The 17,430-nt window shown below is 71.7% G+C and carries 14 protein-coding genes and 1 pseudogene; 10 read left to right on the forward strand and 5 right to left on the reverse strand.

The genetic code is table 11. From position 1 onward, the window contains the following. Positions 1–593: 593 nt before the first annotated feature. On the forward strand, positions 594–1,505 hold the full coding sequence (locus tag WMF45_RS34875) for an FG-GAP repeat domain-containing protein (RefSeq protein WP_437709713.1): 912 nt from the start codon (positions 594–596) through the stop codon (positions 1,503–1,505). Positions 1,506–1,534: 29 nt separating this feature from the next. Further along, positions 1,535–1,708 (forward strand): annotated as a pseudogene (locus WMF45_RS34880) (hypothetical protein); the annotation flags it as partial. A gap of 239 nt (positions 1,709–1,947) precedes the next feature. Here the strand turns inward: WMF45_RS34880 and WMF45_RS34885 are convergent. The 3 genes from WMF45_RS34885 to WMF45_RS34895 are packed head-to-tail and all read right to left on the reverse strand — an operon-like array spanning position 1,948 to position 5,326. Next, positions 1,948–4,218 (reverse strand): molybdopterin cofactor-binding domain-containing protein, encoded by a 2,271-nt coding sequence (locus tag WMF45_RS34885; RefSeq protein ID WP_437709714.1) that lies wholly within the window; start codon positions 4,216–4,218, stop codon positions 1,948–1,950. A gap of 2 nt (positions 4,219–4,220) precedes the next feature. Then, the gene (locus tag WMF45_RS34890; protein ID WP_437294175.1) at positions 4,221–4,679 is read right to left on the reverse strand and encodes a (2Fe-2S)-binding protein; all 459 of its coding nucleotides are present in this window, start codon (positions 4,677–4,679) and stop codon (positions 4,221–4,223) included. Then, positions 4,676–5,326, reverse strand: coding sequence for an Isoquinoline 1-oxidoreductase subunit (locus tag WMF45_RS34895; RefSeq protein WP_437709716.1), 651 nt, complete (start codon positions 5,324–5,326; stop codon positions 4,676–4,678). The genes WMF45_RS34890 and WMF45_RS34895 overlap by 4 nt, the downstream gene beginning before the upstream one ends. Positions 5,327–5,784: 458 nt before the next feature. Between WMF45_RS34895 and WMF45_RS34900 the strand changes: the two genes are divergently transcribed. The 3 genes from WMF45_RS34900 to WMF45_RS34910 are packed head-to-tail and all read left to right on the forward strand — an operon-like array spanning position 5,785 to position 8,879. Beyond that, positions 5,785–7,254 carry a serine/threonine-protein kinase gene (locus WMF45_RS34900; protein ID WP_437709718.1) on the forward strand — a complete coding sequence of 490 codons (1,470 nt, stop codon included), beginning with the start codon at positions 5,785–5,787 and terminating at the stop codon, positions 7,252–7,254. A 15-nt stretch (positions 7,255–7,269) separates the two neighbouring features. Next, positions 7,270–8,205, forward strand: a complete 936-nt coding sequence (locus WMF45_RS34905; protein WP_437709720.1) for a PEGA domain-containing protein — start codon at positions 7,270–7,272, stop codon at positions 8,203–8,205. Beyond that, positions 8,202–8,879: a hypothetical protein gene (locus WMF45_RS34910; protein ID WP_437709722.1), complete on the forward strand. Its 678-nt coding sequence runs from the start codon at positions 8,202–8,204 to the stop codon at positions 8,877–8,879. The genes WMF45_RS34905 and WMF45_RS34910 overlap by 4 nt, the downstream gene beginning before the upstream one ends. A gap of 186 nt (positions 8,880–9,065) precedes the next feature. Here the strand turns inward: WMF45_RS34910 and WMF45_RS34915 are convergent, their stop codons facing one another. Then, positions 9,066–9,947: a hypothetical protein gene (locus tag WMF45_RS34915; protein ID WP_437709724.1), complete on the reverse strand. Its 882-nt coding sequence runs from the start codon at positions 9,945–9,947 to the stop codon at positions 9,066–9,068. A 181-nt stretch (positions 9,948–10,128) separates the two neighbouring features. Between WMF45_RS34915 and WMF45_RS34920 the strand changes: the two genes are divergently transcribed. Beyond that, complete coding sequence (locus tag WMF45_RS34920; protein WP_437709726.1) at positions 10,129–10,869, forward strand: hypothetical protein; 741 nt, start codon at positions 10,129–10,131, stop codon at positions 10,867–10,869. An 8-nt stretch (positions 10,870–10,877) separates the two neighbouring features. Continuing rightward, positions 10,878–11,396, forward strand: coding sequence for a hypothetical protein (locus tag WMF45_RS34925; protein ID WP_437709728.1), 519 nt, complete (start codon positions 10,878–10,880; stop codon positions 11,394–11,396). A 109-nt stretch (positions 11,397–11,505) separates the two neighbouring features. On the opposite strand, the gene WMF45_RS34930 is transcribed toward WMF45_RS34925, so the two are convergent. Further along, a complete protein-coding gene (locus WMF45_RS34930) occupies positions 11,506–12,795 on the reverse strand; it encodes a DUF6042 family protein (protein WP_437709730.1) in 1,290 nt (429 codons plus the stop codon). 456 nt (positions 12,796–13,251) lie between these two features. Between WMF45_RS34930 and WMF45_RS34935 the strand changes: the two genes are divergently transcribed. From WMF45_RS34935 to WMF45_RS34945, 3 genes are read left to right on the forward strand one after another with little or no spacing between them, the layout of a single operon-like run. Beyond that, positions 13,252–14,202, forward strand: a complete 951-nt coding sequence (locus tag WMF45_RS34935) for a PEGA domain-containing protein (protein ID WP_437709732.1) — start codon at positions 13,252–13,254, stop codon at positions 14,200–14,202. A 17-nt stretch (positions 14,203–14,219) separates the two neighbouring features. Continuing rightward, positions 14,220–15,803 carry a hypothetical protein gene (locus WMF45_RS34940; protein WP_437709734.1) on the forward strand — a complete coding sequence of 528 codons (1,584 nt, stop codon included), beginning with the start codon at positions 14,220–14,222 and terminating at the stop codon, positions 15,801–15,803. Positions 15,804–15,841: 38 nt separating this feature from the next. Next, on the forward strand, positions 15,842–17,380 hold the full coding sequence (locus tag WMF45_RS34945) for a hypothetical protein (RefSeq protein WP_437709736.1): 1,539 nt from the start codon (positions 15,842–15,844) through the stop codon (positions 17,378–17,380). Positions 17,381–17,430 lie beyond the last annotated feature (50 nt).

Here is a 17,430-nt window from a genome sequence, read left to right on the forward strand (position 1 = left end):
CTCCCGAAGACCAGCCCCGCGAGCTTGAGGAAGCTCGCCTCGTCCCAGCCGTGCTTCAGCGCGATCTCGGCGGCGGCGCCGATGCCGAGCGAGAGCGCCTTTGGGCGCTTGGCTCGTCGTCCGCCTTCGCAGACTTCTCTGGCTTCGCAGGCCGCGGTTCGATGGGTCCGGCAACACGGCCCCGAACCGCTCCACGGTCGCCCCGAACCGTCTCGCTGTCGCCCCGAACCGCTCCACCGAACCGCCTCGCTGTCGCCCGGAACCGCTCCACCGCTCCACCGAACCGCTCCACCGCTCCACCGAACCGCTCCACCGCTCCACCGAACCGCTCCACCGAACCGCTCCACCGTTGCCATTTTCGCTTCGGGCCCCGGGTAGCCCCACGGTCTGGTGCCCTTTTCGCCTCAGAGGGAGCGACGTGCTCATCCCGCCCATCGACGACGCGAACGCCGCGGCGATCGCTAAGGCGCTCGGCCCGCGCCTGCGCGAGCAGAAGTGACGCGCCAGAACGCTGTACGAGCCCGGCGGAGAGCACGACTTCGTCAGCCTCGCGTCCCGCAAGGCTCGCGGCCCGCGATGGCAGGCTGGCTTTCATGAAATGGAATGCTTTCGTGATGGCCGGATTGCTCTCACTGAGCCTGCCGAGCGTGTCGCCCGCCGCTGAAGAGTGCGGCTCGATCTTCTTTGCGCCGGGGACCAGCGAGCTCGACGTTCCTGTCGTGACGAGAAAGGTGCGCTTCGCCGACATGGACGGGAACGGCGCCGACGACTGGATCTTGATCGAGACCCATCAATTCACGCTCGACCTTCGCAACCGCGACGGCACGCAGCTCGCCAGCTCGACGTACCCGGACGCTGGGGGCGGCGACGTGTTCCTGCACCAGGTCGAGGTCGCCGATGTCACCGGCGACGGCCAGCTCGACTTCATCGTCAAGGACGACCAGGGCGTGTCCGTCGTCCAGCAGACGTCCGGCAACCTCACGCCGCTCGGAACCATCCACGGCACGCCGAGCACGCGCGACCACCTCCCCCTGCTGCTCGCCGCCGGGCACTTCCTCAGCCGGAGCCAGGCGGACATCGTCGTCGAGACGGCCGCGGGCGAGCTGCGGCTGTTCCACGCGTCGGATGGCGCGTTCCGCGCGGTGCAGACGCTGAGCGATGTCGCCGTGCTGGAGAAGAGCTTCGTTCACGGGGCTGCGATGCCCACGGGAGACGTCGATGGGGATGGCCTGCAGGACTTGCTGTACCCGTCCGTGGGCGGCCTCGCCAACGCCCAGAGGACCGCCTCGGGGAGCTTTCAGCCGAACCATCGGCTGGCCATGGACGAAAGCTACGAGCTCGGGGCGTTCGGCGACTTCGACGGCAACGGGCTGCAGGATGTGGCTGTGGTCGCGAGGCGCCCGCGTCCGTCGGGGTACGACGAACTGCTGCTCCAGACGTGGCTCCAGGCCCCCGCGGGAACGTTCAGATCGAAGACTCGGACATCGCGCTCTATGTGCACGTGAGGAACGCCGGCCCCTCGGCGGCGCGTCGCGTGCGCCTGGAGCAGGAGCTACCTGAGGGCATGGTCGGCGTCACCTGGACGTCGGACGAGGATGCGGACTGCGCCGTGCAAGCGAGCAAGATGTCTTGCGAGCTGGCGGAGCTGACAAAGTTCGACTCCTGGCTCATCACCGTGCGTGGCAAGCTCGATTATCGAGGGCGCAGGGTCGAGACATGGGCGACCGCCCGCAGCGACACGAAGGATCCGGACGAGAGCAACAACAGGTTCGGGCGCGTCGTGCCGGAAGGGTTCCTCGGCGGGATTCCCAGCTCGTCGCCGGACGGGGATGCCTCGATCGGGTGCGGCTGCCGCCTCGTGGCATCGCCGGACAGCGCGGCGCCCCGGGCTCTTTGGCTCGCGCTCGCGGCCGCCTCACGAGAAGGGGCCCGCCGCGGCCGCTCCCGTCACAGCCCCAGGCGCCGCAGCGGGAGCTCCCGGGCGCGCGTCTTCGTCAAGGCGAACACCGCGTTCGCGATCGCGGGCGCCACCGGCGGCACCCCGGGCTCCCCGACACCCCCGGGCGGGGCGTCGCTCTTCACGATCTCCACGTGGATCCGCGCCGGCACCTCCGGGCTCCGCACCACCGGGTAGTCGCGGAAGTTCGTCTGCTCGACCGCGCCGCCCTTCATCGTGATGGCGCCGTGGAGCGCGATGCTCATCCCGAAGACCACCGCGCCTTCCATCTGCGCGCGCACGCGGTCCAGGTTGATGACCGTGCCGGGGTCCGCGACGAGCCACACCTCGTCGACCTTCACCTTGCCGAGCGCGTCCTTCGAGACCGCGGCGACGACCCCAACGTACGTGAGGAAGCTCCGGTGCGCGGCGAGGCCCAGCGCGCGGCCCGCCTTGCGCGCGGCGTCCCACCCCGAGAGCTCCGTCACCCGCTCGATGACGTGCCGGAGGCGGCCGACGTCGACCGGGTGCTGCTCGATCGAGGCCCCGTAGTTCGGGACCTTGTCGACGCCCAGCTCGGCGGGCGTCGCCTTCCGGGCAGGGCCGAGCACCTCGAGCAGCACCTCGCGCGGATCCGCCTGCCGCGCGTGCGCGATCTCGTCGATGAAGCTCTGCACCGCGAAGGCGTGGAAGATGTTGCAGACCGACCGGAGCCACCCGATCCGGACGTGCGCCGGCGCGTCGCACGCCTCGGCGCGGACGTTCGGGGCCGAGAGCGCGAGATCGAGCACGCCGAGGCCGAGCTCGTTCTCGCTCGGGGTCTTCACCTTCGCGTCGAACGTCGACGGGATCGGCGGGAACGCCGTCCGGTGCAGCCACGCCGTCACCTTGCCGCCCGCGTCGAGCCCCGCCGTGAGGTGCTGCGCGCTGACGCTGTGGAAGTAGCCGCTCTGCACGTCGTCCTCGCGGGTCCACTGCACGCGCACCGGCGCGCCCAGCTCGCGCGCGAGCAGCGCCGCCTCGGCGACGTAGTCCGGCTTGGACTTCCGGCCGAAGCCGCCGCCGAGGAGCGTCACGTGCACGGTGACCTTGCCCTCGTCGACGCCGAGCGCCCGCGCCACCTCGGTCCGCGCCGCCTGCGGGTTCTGCGTCGGCGCCCACACCTCGCAGCCGCCCGCGTCGACCTTCGCCACCGCCGAGGGCGGCTCCATGGCCACATGCGCGAGGTGAGGCACGTAGTACTCGGCCTCGACCGTGCGCGCCGCCGCCTTGAGCGCCCCGTCGACGTCGCCGACCTTCCGCACGACCTTGCCCGGCGCGCGCACCGCGCGCGAGAGCGCCTCGCGGTAGCTCGCCGAGTCGTACGACGCGTTCTCGCCGTGATCCCATGTGATCTGCAGCGTCGCGCGGCCGCGCATCGCGGCCCACGTCGTGTCCGCCACGACCGCCACGCCCCCGAGCGGCTGGAACCCCACCCCGACGCCCTTCGGCGCCGGCAGCTCCACGAGCTTCTTCACGCCCGGGACCGCCAGCGCGCGCGCCCCGTCGTACCGCACGACCCTGCCCCCAACGACCGGCGGGTGCGCGATGACCGCGGTGAGCATGCCCGGCAGGCGCACGTCCGCGCCGAACAGGGCCGCGCCCGTGACGATGGCCGGACCGTCGAGCAGCGGGAGCGGGCCGCCGACGCGCTTGAGCTCCGAGGCGGGGCGGAGCGCGACCGTCTCCGCGTCCGGCACCGGGAGCTTCGCCGCGTCGGCCACGAGCTCGCGGAAGTCCAGCGAGCGCTTCGACTTCGCGTGGTGGACCGCGTGCTGCTGGGCGACGCACTCCGCGGCGGGGACGCGCCACTTCCTGGCCGCGGCCGCGACGAGCATCGCGCGCGCGGTCGCGCCCACGCGCCGCATCGGCTCATAGCCGCCGCGCACGCTGCGCGAGCCGTCGGTGTTCTGATCGCCGTAGACCTTGTCGCCGTCGGCCTGCACGATCTTGACCCGCGCCATGTCCGCGCCGAGCTCGTCGGCGACGAGAACCGGCAGCGAGCTGCGGATCCCCTGCCCCATCTCGGACCGGTGGGAGACGATCGACACGGTCCCGTCGGGCGCGATGTGGAGGAACACCCCGGTCCGGAGCCCCGGCTGCGCCTTCGCGTCGGGGGACGTGGGCGGCGCAGCGGACGCGGGCGGCGCGGCCTCGGCGACCCCGAGCGCGAGCCCGCCCACAGCGAGCCCGAGCCCCGCGAGGAAGGAGCGGCGGAGGAGGACGACGCGTTGCTGTTCCATCTTCACTCCGTGGGAAGGCCGGCGGCCTTGCGGACCGCCGCGCGGATGCGCGTGTACGTGCCGCACCGGCAGATGTTGCCGGCGAGCGACCTGTCGATGTCGTCGTTCGAGGGCCGCGGGTTCTTCCGCAGGAGCGCGGCCGCGCTCATGATCTGCCCCGCCTGGCAGAAGCCGCACTGCGGGACGCCGAGCTCCACCCACGCGCGCTGGAGCGGGTGATCGCCGGTGGGGCTGAGCCCCTCGATCGTCGTCACCGAGCCGCCCGCGGCGCGCTTCACCGGCGTGACGCAGGCGCGCACCGTCTCGCCGTCGAGGTGCACGACGCACGCCCCGCAGAGCGCCTGGCCGCAGCCGTACTTCGTCCCCGTGAGGCCGAGCACGTCGCGCAGCACCCAGAGCAGCGGCATGTCCGGATCCACGTCGAGCTTCTGCTCCGCGCCGTTCACCTTCAGGATGATCATGGTCGGGACTCCTCGGGCGGGCACGCCGCGCCCGCCTTCACCCACGCGTCGACGAGCGCGCCGAAGGCCGCCTGCGAGCCGGGCGCCTTCGTTCGGCCGTGGCCGGGCGCCCACCCCCACGCCACGAGCTCGTCCCGGTTGGAGTGCTCGACGATCTGCGCGAGCGTCTTCTTGCCGTTGCGCGCCGGATCCTTGATCTGCGCGCAGATCGCCGCCGGCGACCGCCCGAGCCACGCCATCTCCGCCGGCGCGAGGTGCCAGCCCGGCGCCCCGGGGACGCGGGCGAGCTCGAGGTTCTGCGCCTGATGGCACGACGTGCACTCCATCGCCGCCACCCCGCGATCGTTCGGACCGCGCTCGGCCGGCGGGCTGTGGCGCTCGCCGGCGTCGCCCTGGCGCGGGACGCCATCGTGAGGGTGGCAGTTCACGCAGCGCGGGTGGAGCAGCACCTTGCTCGCCTCGAGGAAGAGCGAGGCCGCGCGCGCGTCGTCGTCCCGGATCGCCGCGAACGCCTCCGGACTGCGGAGCTCGCCCGGAGCGACGGGCGGAAGGACGACCGGCCTGGGCGCCTCCGCGGGCCGCGAGTCGCACGCCGCGGCGAGGAGGCCGACGCCAGCCAGCAGGGACCAGAGGAGGAGAGGCTGCATCGCCCGGCCTACCCTGGTGACCCGGCGCGCGGACGACAAGCCCCGATTCGACCTGCGCCCTCGGGGCGTCCCCCGTCGCGTCCCCCGTCACGTCCACTGACAGCGCAGCTCGTGTTACGTCACGGTTTCCGGCGACAGGGCGGCGCGTGGAGCGCGCGATGACGGCGGCCGTGAAACGTCCGTGAGCCGGTGTCTACAGCGCGCAGCGCAGCCGCTGCCGCGCCTGTAGCGAACTGTCACGAGGGCGCCACGCAGCGCGGCTCCACGCCACGACGCGACACCCCGACGCCGGCGCATGTCCTGGTAACCCCTCCGCCGGGGCGATGGCTCGCGGCGTGCAAGCCAGCTCCGGCATGAGCAAGACGCTAGGAATAGGCGAGGCCACCCAGCCATCGCCCTGCCTGATCGCCCCAGCTGAGGCAGGCTGCCACACCGCGTCGAGCTCGGAGCGCGGGCCGATGCCCGGAATGCACGTGGGCTCCCAGCTCCGGCTCATCCGCGCGCTCGGCCAGGGAGGGATGGGGAGCGTCTGGCTCGCCGAGCACGTCGCGCTCAGGACCCATGTCGCGGTGAAGTTCCTTCGCGACATGTACATGGACCACCCGCTGGCCGTCGTGCGCCTCCACCGGGAGGCCGAGGCCGCGGCCCGCATCCAGAGCCCGCACGTGGTGCGCGTGTTCGATGTGAGCTTCACCGACCAGGGGGTCCCCTACATCGTGATGGAGCACCTGGAAGGGCAGACGCTGCAAGATCTGGTGGAGCGCCGCCGGCGGCTCTCGCTCGAGGAGACCGTCTCCATCCTCCGCCAGCTCTGCGCCGCGCTGGCCAGGGCGCACGAGGCGGGCATCGTTCACCGCGACATCAAGCCCGAGAACATCTTCCTCGTGGAGGGCGAGGGGGAGCCCTTCGTGAAGGTGCTCGACTTCGGCATCGCCAAGAACACCCTCGACGAGGCCGAGCGGCTCACCGTCACGGGCGCCATCCTGGGGACGCCGCACTTCATGTCGCCCGAGCAGATGGCGGGCGGCGCGCGGGTCGGACCGCACAGCGATCTCTGGGCCCTCGGCGTCGTGGCCTACTTCTGCTTGACCGGGCAGATCCCCTTCGGCGGCGCCACCGTCGCCGCGGTGGCGGTGGCGATCGACCGCGGGCCGCCCCCGCCGCCGTCCCGGCTCGCCCCGGAGGTGCCACCCGCGATCGACGCCTGGGTCCTCTCGCTGCTCGAGCCCGACCCGGCGCGCCGCGCCCGGAGCGCGCGCGCCGTCCTCGAGGCGCTGGACGCCGCTCTCGCCGCTCCACGCGCCGCGCGGCCCGCCCACACCGAGCTCATGCCCCCGCGCGAGTCCCTCGGCTCGGGCGAAGGCTTCTCGTCCCTCGTGACCACGCTCCTGCCATTCGGCACGCTGGGCGTGGGCGTGAGCTCGCCTCGGCAGCGGGCGCGGACGCGCACCTGGGCCCTGGCGGCGGGCGCCGTCATGGGCCTCAGCACCCTTGCGTGGGCGGGGGCATCCGGTGTCGCCTCCGGCGTCACCCGGACCGCGCCGGCAGCGCAGACCGCGTCGCTCGCGATGATGGCCGGCGGAGCGCCCGGGCGCGCCGCCCCCGCCGCCGTCGAGCCCGCGGCCCAGTGCGAGACCAGGGGCCCGCTGCCCGAGGAGCGGGCCGCGGCCACGGCGCCCCAGGTCGAGGCGCGAGCGGCGGCCACGGCGCAGGACGACGCCAGGCCGCACCAGGCCGAGGCACGGGCTGCGGCCACGACGCAGGCTGCGGCCACGGCGCAGCCTGCGACCCGGGCGACCGCCGACGCCAGGGTGACGGCCGTGTCCGGCGCCCCGAGCGCCCTGCCGGCGGCGCTCGCCGCGCCGTCCGCAACGCCGGTCAAGACGGTCGCGACGCGCACGCGCTGGCGCCGCGATCTCGGCTTCTGACAGGAGAGGAGACCCATGCGCCCCCGGCCCAGCACGCTGATGGTGATCGCCAGCCTGATCCTCGCGGCGCCGCCGGCGCTCGCCGGCGACACGGCGGACACCGCCGACGGCACCGCCGAGGAGAAGGCGCGGCGCGACGCCCGGGAGCTCGTGTACCAGGGCGACGAGCTCTTCATCCTGAGGAGGTACGCGGAGGCGCTCCGCGCCTACCAGCGCGCCGAGCAGCTCGTCCGCGTGCCCTCGACCTCCATCGAGGTGGCGAAGGCGCTCGCCGCGATCGGCCGGCTCAGCGAGGCGCGCGAGCTCGCGTCCACGATCGCCTCGTCGCGCGCGCTCCCCGGGGAGCCCTGGCCGTTCATGCAGGCGCGGCGCCGCGCCGACGCCCTGCGCGACGAGCTCGACAACCGCATCCCCCGGCTGAAGGTGCGGCTCGTGCCGAGCCCCGCCGGGGCCAGGCTCAGGGTCGACGGCCAGGAGGTGAAGGTCTCCTCGGAGGGGACTCTCATCGATCCCGGCAACCACTGGGTCGAGGTCGAGGCCGACGGCTACGCCGGCGCCCGGCAGCGGGTCTATGTCCCGGAGCGGGAGACCACGGCGCTCGACGTCGCCCTCACGCCGGAGCCCCGCCCGGACGGCGTCTCGCCGTGGGCCGTCGGCGGGTTCATTGCCTCGGGCGCCGGGCTGGCGGTGGGGCTCGGCGTTGGCGCGGCCTACCTGAGCGCGAGGAGCGACCTCGCCGAGGCGTGCCGGCAGGGCGCCTCGGGTTGCTCCGAAGATGCGCGAGGCGACGCGAACGCCCTGGGTTGGGTCTCGAACGTGGGGTTCGGCCTTGCCATCGCCGGCGCGGCCGTCGGCGGCATCAGCCTCGGCCTGGAGCGCTCGAAGGCCCCGGCCTCGAGCGTCACCTGGGCGGTCGGTCCGGGCTACATCAGCATGCGGGGGACGCTGTGAGGGCGCGCCGCGCTGCCGCCTGCGCGTTCGCCGCGTGGCTCGCCGGGTGTCAGGTCGTCGCCCCGCTGCCCGACGCCGAGGACGGCGACACCTCGGCCGAGGGCGACGGCATCGACAGCGGCGCCGCCGCGGGCGACGCCGGCGATGGGAGCCCGGAGAGCTGGGTTCCGCCCGCGCAGGAGGCTGGCCCGTGCGAGATCGCCGCGTGCTCAGCGCACTGCGCCCGGTCGATGGATCTCTGCGAGCTCACGCCGCAGTACCCGTCGGTCGAGGCGTGCTGCACCGTCTGCGAGGCGATGCCGTCGCCCGAGGGGTATGCCGGGTGCCGCGCGGCGGAGGCCGGCGATCCCGCCGGCTGCACCGCGGCCGGGCCGCTCGGCCCGGAGGGCGACGCCGACTGCGTCGGGCGGTGCGAGGCGATGTGCACGCTCTACGCGGCCATATGCCCGATGGAGCTCGCGGACATCGCGGCCTGCGAGGAGCGCTGCGCGGCCTTGCCGGCGCCGGAGGTGTTCAACGCGTGCGGCTCGATCATGGCCGAGGGCTCGCTCGGGTGCAGCACGCAGCAGATCTACGCAGCGCTCGGCGCGGTCGACAAGAAGGCGCGCGACAAGGTGTGCCGCGACATCCTGGAAGGCCACTGCCCTCCCCCGGCGTGCGCGGCCGGCGACTAGCTCGAGCCTGCCTCGCGAACGGCACCGCAAGCGGGGGAGTCTGCCTGCTCTCCGCCGGTGCGTTCGCCTGGGCAGCCGATCCTTGGGAGCGGGAAGCGCTCGCCGCGGAGGCGGGCGGCGATGTCTAGCCGGTAGGCGCCGTGCCGTTCGGTCCGGCGCCGGGCACGGCGGGCCCGGCCGTGCCGTTCAGCGCAGCAGGCGCCGCCGTGCCGTTCGGCGCTGCGGCGGTCGCAGCGCCGGGCGCCGCCGGTTCAGCCGGCGCCTCGTCGCCCGGGGCGGCGACGGAGTCGCTGTGCGCCGTCGCGCGACCAGTGCGGCCCTTGTAGAGAGAGGGCGATCGTATCGGCGTCCTCCTCGTCCCAGCGCAGGTACGCGACGGCGCGGCGGGTCTGGTCGTAGGCGTGGACGACCAGCGAGAACGCCCGCGCCCTCCCTCTCCGCGGCCTCGGTCGGCCCGGAGCCTTTGCCGTGCTCCCGCACGCCGAGGGCCGCGAGCAGCTGCGGACCGATCTCCCCGGCGCGCCTCACCTCCTCCTCGGTCGCCGCCGTCTTGCTGGCGACCTCCGCCCAGCTCGCAGTGAACAGCGCCGAGAGCGCGACAAGGTCGTTCGCCGCGTCGATGTGCCCCAGCCCCGCGCGGATCTGCGCGACCGTGTCGGCGTCGAGCAGGCCGCGCCGGGCCAGCGCCTCGGCGTCGCTCAGCAGGTTCTCGCGCAGCGGGGCCGCATCCGCGAGCAGCGGCTTCAGCGCGTTCTCGGCGTCTCCGCTCGACAGCCACGCGAGGTGCGCGTACCACGCGGCCAGCGTGTAGGTCTCGAGCCGGTCGAGCAACGCGACATCGTGCGTCGGCACGTGCTCCGCGATGGCGGAGCGCAGCGCGAGGAGGCCGGGCAGCACGCCCAGCACCTGAGAGACGACCCGGGGAATATCGAGGTTGATGGCGATCAGCCGATCCGGGCTCAGCGCCTCGATCTCGGGCAGGATCTTGTTGAACGACGCCGCCGCCTGGGGCGGGGCCGCGGTCTTCCTGGGAGCGGGCTTCTTCTTGAGCGGAGAAGGCTTCGTCATGAGGGGATGACCTCTCGGGGCTCGCCGAGCGGGCTCACCCGAGCTCGTCTCCTCGGCAGCCGCCCGCGTGGCTGCCCAGGCACGCTGGATAGACATATCGCGTCCGCGTCAAGCCGCTCCCATCACGCTCGCTTGACAGAGCGGCGCCGCCCTTCATAGCGTGGGTGGTGAGGAGGGATACATGGCGAAGCGCGTCCTGCTGCACCTCGCGGCCATCGGGATCACGGCGGCGTGGGGAAGCTTGACAGTGCCCGGATGCACGATCCGGTTCGGGCCCGGGACCGGCGATGAGACGGACCACGGCACGCCTGGCACGGCAGACGGCGACGAGAGCGGCGGAACCGCCACCGAAGGCGAGCCCGAGGAGCCCGCGACGGAAGAGGACCCCACCGAGCAACCGTTCGAGGGGATCGATCCGGAAGAGCTCGCGCTTGCATCGGCGAAGGCCAGCCTCGCGACGTACTACTTCGCCGGGACGGTCGATGCGCTCGGTATCGACCCGGCCACGCTCGATGAGGCGACATGGCGCCAGCTCATGGAACAGTATATGCCGCTTGCCGAGGCAGAAGCAGAGCAGTGGCTCTCGACCATGGATCCATCCACGCTGCCCCTCGTGAAAAACGAGCCGCGCTGGGAGTGTAAAGAGCAGTGGTCGTGTGCTTACGTCGCGAAGTGCTGGAACCCGCCTTACGTGAATCTCAATCATAACTGCTGGGTAAATGACTGTGGAGATGCCCGCTGCAGGGCCTGTCCTGACTGGTTCCCGGACTTCTTCAAGAATCTGGTCATGCACTCGTGGTGCTCGTATGTGTGCGTCGAACCCGTGGCCTATGGGAAAGTGGTGGCCGTGGGCGCGGGCGGGGTGTCTGCGCTCGGTAGGGCGCCGATCCCGCCTTTCTGTATGGAACCCCCTCCCCTGTGAGGATGGCCATGGATGTAGAAGAGAGTTTGAGGGCACTCCGTGAACGTATAGTCAGAGCGGAGGGCAAACCGGAATCGGAGGAAGCGAGGGCGAGGTGGGAGGCCTCGCTGAAGCGGGCCGTGGCGTTCATGTCGACCTTTTACGGCGTGCTGGGGATCGCGACGGCCCTCGCGGCACCGCGCGCGCTCGCCAAAGGGACGATGGACGACTTCAAGGCGATGACGCAGGAGCGGGTCTTGGGGCTCCTCGACGACTATTTCGCGATGATTGATGCGTACAAAGCGGGAGAGAGCGAGGACATCGTTCCCGAGATGCTTCAACACGAGGCATCGGTGCGCATGTTTCGCGCATTGCTCGCAACATGGCAGTTCGGTCCGGTCGCGCCCGAGCCGCTCGTGCGGCTTGCGCGCGAGATCCTCTCCAAAATATTTAGGATAGATGTCAGCGACGAAGAGTTAGATCGGTGGGAAGGGCCTAGCGATCCAGCGCCGAGCGGCGACGCCGCGAGCGGGGCGGGAGGCGAGTAGCTAAGAAGCCGATCGGCGCCATCATCGCGGCCGGATGTTGAATGCTGCCCGATCGCAGGTGGGTTAGCGGCATCTGTGCCGACGTCAGCCTGGCTTATTGGCTTAGCGGCTATGACACACTCTCGAACGGGAGGCGATGGTAAGTCCGGCCGCCAGGGCGCCGATTGGTCCGGGCGTACAGTCCCGATGCCATGACGCGGTAGCTGAACATCACGTTCGTTGCTGGGCGGGACTTCTGCGACAGGCTCCACAGCACATACTCGGTGTAGAAGTCCCGAGCCTGGATGCTCTCTCCGTCAGGACGCCCCTGGAGGAAGCGCTCGACACACGCTTCGCTGGCGGAGTTCAGGGGACAGAAGTCCGCGACCCTCCTGCCCATGTAACCAAAGTGCCCTTGAGTGCACCAGGCTTCGAGCAGCATGATGCCCGCGTTTGAAGTCGCATAGCGCGAGAACTTGCTGACCGCCGCACTGCAGGGGCATGCACGAGGGCTCTCGGTGAGGTACGTGGAGAAGAGGCGGCCGATCTGATCGCAGAGCGCAGGATCCACGTCATATCCTTCGATGACGAAGCACGTGCGGGGAGGCACATATGCGTATGAAGGAGTGCAGTCCTCGGGCGAGTAGGGCTGGTCGAGTACCGCGCGCATCCATGAAGGAGGCACGAATCCAGGAGCTTCAGCGCTGATGCAGGCTTTCAGCATATCCGTCCCAGCCATGCCCGGTTCCCACCCTTGCCTGCACCGCAGGACGTCCGAGCGCTGCTTGGACGTGAGCGGCAACGTTTCTTCCGGTGCGGGCGGGGGAAACGCCACAGCGTACTGCCCGGCATGCTCCGTGACGACCCCCAAGCGTCTGAGGAGCAGCAATAGGTCCCCGAACGTCGTCGGTGGGTCATGTCCCACGAAGCGCGCGATGGTGGCCAGCGTTTCGACGGTCGCCGCGCTCGATCTCGGGAGGCGCGACTGGCGCAAGGTCATCGGCCTCTTCCTGCGGAATTCCCGGGTAAGCTCGCGCTCGATCCCCTCGGTCGTTACACCGCTCTCCACCGCGTGAAGCAGAGAATGCAGCGTGGGCGTAGCCACCAGCGCTATCCATCCCGCGACCACGGCTGCAACAGACGGGCGGGCGTATCGAAGCAGCTCGCGCGTCCTTGCGACAAGATCCTCCTGCTCCTCGTGCGTCGCGTACCGAACGCTCGGCGGTCCATCGCTCGGCGGAGAGGACTCCGCCTCGTTCTCGAGCGTCACGAGGCCGGCGGCGTCGCTGTTGGCTGAGATAGCCGCGGCTTGGGAGCCGTTCCGACGGCCGCCAGCCTTGAGCATGTTGTCGGCTGCCTGGTAGGAGATGTTCAGCTTGGCTGCCAAGGCGCGGACCCGCCTCTTGTACTTGTCACTCATGGGAGTCTCTCCGAAGGCTCCCGGCGACGTCCCCCACCCGCGACCTGGAGCCCACGAGAGCTCATCCGTCGCGCGAGCTTCGACCCGCTTCGCTCCGCTGAACGGCCCCGTGGGGGTGGGCCGGAGGAGTGCCGGGCGGCAACGGCGCCCGCTGCAGGGGACGGTAGAGTGAGCGTTCCCGGTGTGTCAACGGGTTTGAGGTCTCCCCGGACGCCCGGCTACTAAATTTGCATTGCGGCGTCGGAGGAGAATTTCTCAGTCAAACGGCTGCTTTCTGGCGATTTGCGTTGGTTGACGCCAAGCGGCTGCCGCAAGTACCGTCGTGCATGCGCCGCGTCGCCCATGCGCTCTCAATTCTTCTCATGCTCGGGGCCGAAACAACCTTGCCGAGCTCGGTCAGCGCTCAGACGCCTAAACAGAAGGTGTCATCGGACGGCAGTGCAACGGTGAAGTCCCATGTCCGCCGTGGCCAGCGAGCGCGCGACGCGGGGCGCTGGGCCGAGGCACACGCGGCCTTCGAGGCGACCGAGGCGGCGTCTGGGGACGGAGCGTGAGCGCAAGGAGATCGCCGGGGAGCTCGGGCTCTGCGAGCTCGCGCTGCACAAGTACCGTGATGCGGCCGAGCACCTGGCCTGGAGCCTCGAGCAGCGCGAGGCGCTCCCTTTGCCGTTGCAGCTGAGGTTCGAGGAAGGACGGCGCAGAGCAGCGTCGTTTGTGGCGACGCTCATCCTGGCCGTGGACCCGCCGGACGCCGAGGTCTTCGTCAATGGCAAGTCCATCGGCCGGCCCGCGCGGACCTACCAGCTGTTCGTCGAGCCGGGCCAACACATGGTGCGAGCGCGGGCGCCGGGGCGTGAGGACGGGTTCCATACGCTGCGCGCCGTGGCGGGCGCGGAGCACGAGGTCACGCTGCACCTTCCCCGTGCGGAGGAGAGCAGCGCCGCACCGGCGGCGCCGACGCCCGCGAACACGGCGCCAGCCGCGCGCGCGCAGGCCCCCGAGCGGGTGGCATCGTGGCTCGGGCCGGCGCGTATCGCCGGCATCGGTCTGACCACGGCGACGGCCTCCCTCGGCGCCCTGTTCATGGTCCGCGCGAGCGCATCCAACGGCGATCTCAAGGAGCGCAACAGCAAGCTGGACGCGCTCGGGTTCACGCCGTGGGCGTGCCGCGAACCGTCGCCGCCTTCAGCGTGCAACGAGCTGGCGGTCCTCCGGCGAGAGCGAGATCGGTTCGCCGCCCTCGGCACGGCGATGGTGGTGGCGAGCGGCGTGGTCGGCGCGATGACGGTCGCCTCGTTCTTCACGGATTTCTCCTTTCTGCAGTCCGAGCCCACGGGTGCCCGCGTCGCGCTCTCGCCGGCCGCAACGCCAGGGCAGATCGGCCTCGTGGCGCACGGGGTGTGGTGATCCGAGGAGCCAGGGACATGCACTTTCTCCAGGGACGACACGTGCGGCGGCTGTGCGCCGTCGCCGCCTTCTCGACGAGCGGCGCGGGAGGGCTCTCCGGCTGCACGTACGCAGAGGACTGCGGTGAGGAGCGGATGTGCCTCGCCCCCCCGCCGTCGCCGTGCGAGGTGAACGAGCCGGGCATGGGGCCCGTGATGGACGAGTGCGGGGTGTTCGCCAGCGCCAGCGCTCCCGGGGAGGGCGCGCGCGCGGGCACGCGGGTCGAGCCGCTCGGCTCGCTGCAAGCCGCCATCGTGGAGGCGCAAGCGCGGGGTTTGCGCCACGTCTATGCGTGCGGCGAGACGTTCGAGGAAGAGGTCACCCTGGTCTCGGGGATCCACCTCTGGGGCGGCCGTAGCTGCGATGACGGCGGGTGGTCGTTCGATGGCGCCAACCACCCGACGATCATCGCCCCGCCTTCGGGGATCCCGCTGCGGGTCGTGGGGGACGAGGGCGCGACGTCGGTCATCTACGGCGTGCGCGTCGTGGCGGCGGACGCCTCCGCGAGCGACGGCAGGTCGTCGATCGCCATGATCTTGAGCGCGGGGGCCGGGGCGATCGTGCGATCGAGCGCGATCGTCGCCGGCGACGGCAAGGACGGGGAGCCGGGGAAGGACGCGGACAGCGAGCGGGCAGCGGACGGCGTGCTGGGAATCGACGGCGCGGACGCCTGCACGGAGGACTCCCCGACGGGTGCCCTTCCGGTCGTGACGGCGTGCGACGACGGCGCCGAGTCCACCGGAGGCTACGGCGGGCTCGACGCGGGGGGCGATGGCGCGCCGGGGCAGCCGAGGCCGGCGGGGAACCAGGACCCGGAGAAGACGGGTCTCGGAGGCCGCGGCGCGGATGCCCTCCGATGTGGAAACGGGGAGCCTGGCTCCGACGGCGCCAACGCCACTCGAGCTGACGGCGCGGTCGGCATGGGTTACCTCACCGAGGACGGCTGGGTCGGCGTTCGCGGTCAGGACGGGGAGCGGGGCGGCGTCGGCCATGGGGGGGGCGGCGGGGGCGGCAGCAAGGGGCGAGGCGAGCAGCTCGCGTGTCGGGCGGGCTTGCCTGAGGGCGGCGCGGCCGGTGGCTCGGGCGGGAGCGGCGGTTGCGGGGGCCGGGGAGGTCACGGCGGCGGCTCTGGCGGGGCGAGCATCGGTGTCGTCGCGCTGCAGGGGAGTTCGGTGACGCTCGAGGCGACCACCGTGACCGCGGGCAAGGGCGGCAACGGCGGCGTCGGCGGAACCGGCCAGCTGGGTGGCGTCGGGCGATGGGGCGGTCAGGCGGGCCAGACGTTCGTTATGGGTATGTGGGAAGCATGTCGTGGCGGCCGTGGAGGCAACGGCGGTCGCGGGGGCGATGCCGGCGGCGGTCTCGGGGGCCCCTCCTACGATGTCGCATCCTTCGGCGCCTTCGTGGGCATCGGCCCCGACACCGAGCTCCAGCCTGGAGGCGCCGGCGATGGCGGGTCCGGAGGCAATGCGGCGCCCGATGACCCTGTGGGCAAGGGAGAGCCGGGCCACTCGTTGCCCTACGTTCAGTTCGGTCCGCCGGACCCTGAACCACCTCGCTGAAGGGCAGGGAGCACGCCGCGTCACACCGAGGGAGAACCATGCGAATCACAGGAGCGATCACCCTGTTCCCCGCGGTGCTGCTCGTTGCGGCCGGCTGCGGCACCGCACCAGGCCCGAGCGACGCCGGCGGAGCGGCGTGCGACGGAGCGTCGTGGTGTCCAGGCGACGCGCCGCCGGAGTCGGTCTGTCTCGAGCGCCTCGCCGCCAACGTGCTGGAGGATGGCTGCGGGGTGTTCGTCGCGGGGATGTTCGGGAACGGGGACGACGCGAACCCCGGCACGAAGGACAAGCCGGTGCGTACGCTGCAGCGCGGCGTCGAGCTCGCGCGCACCGGACGAGGGCGCGTCTTCGCGTGCAACGATGGGTTCTTCGACGCCCTCGTGCTGCCGTCCGGCGTGGATCTCATCGGCGGATACCACTGCTTGACCTTTGCGCATGCTCCCGGCGGGCGCCCGACGCTGCAGATGGATACCTTCGACATCACCCTGACCGTCGTGCCCGCGAGCCCCGGCGACACGGGAGCGGCGGACGGGGTATCGACGATCGTCGACATGCAGCTCGTTTCGCACGGCTCGATCACGATGCTCGTCCAGTCCGGCACGGCCGTGGAGCTCATCCGGAGCCGAGTTCATGCCTCTTCCGCGTGGGGGGGCCGCGATGCCGAGAAATGGCCCTATCCGAACGAGGCGGCGGAGGGGCCCGATGGGCAGTACGGGGGCGATGCGTGCTCGGCCGCCGTCGTCCCTGGTGGCGCAGCGGCGGTGAACCCGTGCGAAGGAGGGATTCCGAGCGTCGGCGGGAAGGGAGGGGACGGGCTTCCCGACGGCGCTGGCGATGGCGGGGACGGGCTGCCGTTCGTGGCGTACAGCCCGACGTCCGGGCGGGGGGGACACGGGGAGGTGACAGGCGTCGATTGCGACGAGGGAGCTGTCGGGCGCAGCGGCGCGCAAGGTGTGACCGGTGCCGCCGGCAAGGGCATGGGGCGCATCACCGAGGCAGGGTGGGAATCCGACAAAGCCGGCGACGGGAGCAGGGGCATGCCAGGCCAGGGCGGCGGCGGGGGTGGCGGCCATCGGGGAGGGCTCTCCGTGTGCGGTGCGGGGTCGAAGGGAGGAGCCGGCGGCGGCTCCGGCGGCGCCGGCGGCTGCGGCGGTCGAGGCGGCCGAGGTGGCGAGAACGGCTATCCGTCGATCGGCATCATCGCGCTTCATGCCAAGCTGACCGTGCGCGATAGCGAGATCGAGACATCCGAGGCCGGGCAGGGCGGCGACGGCGGGCCCCCCGAGGAAGGCGGCCGAGGCGGTCGCGGCGCTCCGGGAGGCGCCTTGGGGGGCGGCCTGTGGTCCTGTCAGGGTGCCAACGGGGGGGACGGGGGTCCCGGCGGCTACGGCGGCCCCGGGCGTGGCGGCGACTCGATCGGCATCGCCTACCTCGACGAGGACCAGCTCACGCTGGAGGGCGTCTCCTATGAGCTCGGACTGCCCGGCAAGGGCGGCGTGAGCTGGGATATCTGGTCCGGCGACGAGGTCACGGGGGAGGAGGGCATCGCCGCCGAGACGTTCCGGTTTCCTCAGTGAGCAGGAGCACAGCACACCGGGCGAACACCTTTTGGTAGAAGCCGAGGGGG

The sequence above is a fragment of the Sorangium sp. So ce448 genome (assembly GCF_051520915.1).
Taxonomy (GTDB): domain Bacteria; phylum Myxococcota_A; class Polyangia; order Polyangiales; family Polyangiaceae; genus Sorangium; species Sorangium cellulosum_B.

Coding starts and splice junctions, on each gene's coding strand:
- WMF45_RS34945 (WP_437709736.1), top strand. CDS start 15,842: ATGCGAATCACAGGAGCGATCACCCTGTTCCCCGCGGTGCTGCTCGTT.
- WMF45_RS34885 (WP_437709714.1), bottom strand. CDS start 4,218: ATGGAACAGCAACGCGTCGTCCTCCTCCGCCGCTCCTTCCTCGCGGGG.
- WMF45_RS34875 (WP_437709713.1), top strand. CDS start 594: ATGAAATGGAATGCTTTCGTGATGGCCGGATTGCTCTCACTGAGCCTG.
- WMF45_RS34935 (WP_437709732.1), top strand. CDS start 13,252: ATGTCCGCCGTGGCCAGCGAGCGCGCGACGCGGGGCGCTGGGCCGAGG.
- WMF45_RS34925 (WP_437709728.1), top strand. CDS start 10,878: ATGGATGTAGAAGAGAGTTTGAGGGCACTCCGTGAACGTATAGTCAGA.
- WMF45_RS34895 (WP_437709716.1), bottom strand. CDS start 5,326: ATGCAGCCTCTCCTCCTCTGGTCCCTGCTGGCTGGCGTCGGCCTCCTC.
- WMF45_RS34940 (WP_437709734.1), top strand. CDS start 14,220: ATGCACTTTCTCCAGGGACGACACGTGCGGCGGCTGTGCGCCGTCGCC.
- WMF45_RS34900 (WP_437709718.1), top strand. CDS start 5,785: ATGCCCGGAATGCACGTGGGCTCCCAGCTCCGGCTCATCCGCGCGCTC.
- WMF45_RS34915 (WP_437709724.1), bottom strand. CDS start 9,947: ATGACGAAGCCTTCTCCGCTCAAGAAGAAGCCCGCTCCCAGGAAGACC.
- WMF45_RS34920 (WP_437709726.1), top strand. CDS start 10,129: ATGGCGAAGCGCGTCCTGCTGCACCTCGCGGCCATCGGGATCACGGCG.
- WMF45_RS34905 (WP_437709720.1), top strand. CDS start 7,270: ATGCGCCCCCGGCCCAGCACGCTGATGGTGATCGCCAGCCTGATCCTC.
- WMF45_RS34930 (WP_437709730.1), bottom strand. CDS start 12,795: ATGAGTGACAAGTACAAGAGGCGGGTCCGCGCCTTGGCAGCCAAGCTG.
- WMF45_RS34890 (WP_437294175.1), bottom strand. CDS start 4,679: ATGATCATCCTGAAGGTGAACGGCGCGGAGCAGAAGCTCGACGTGGAT.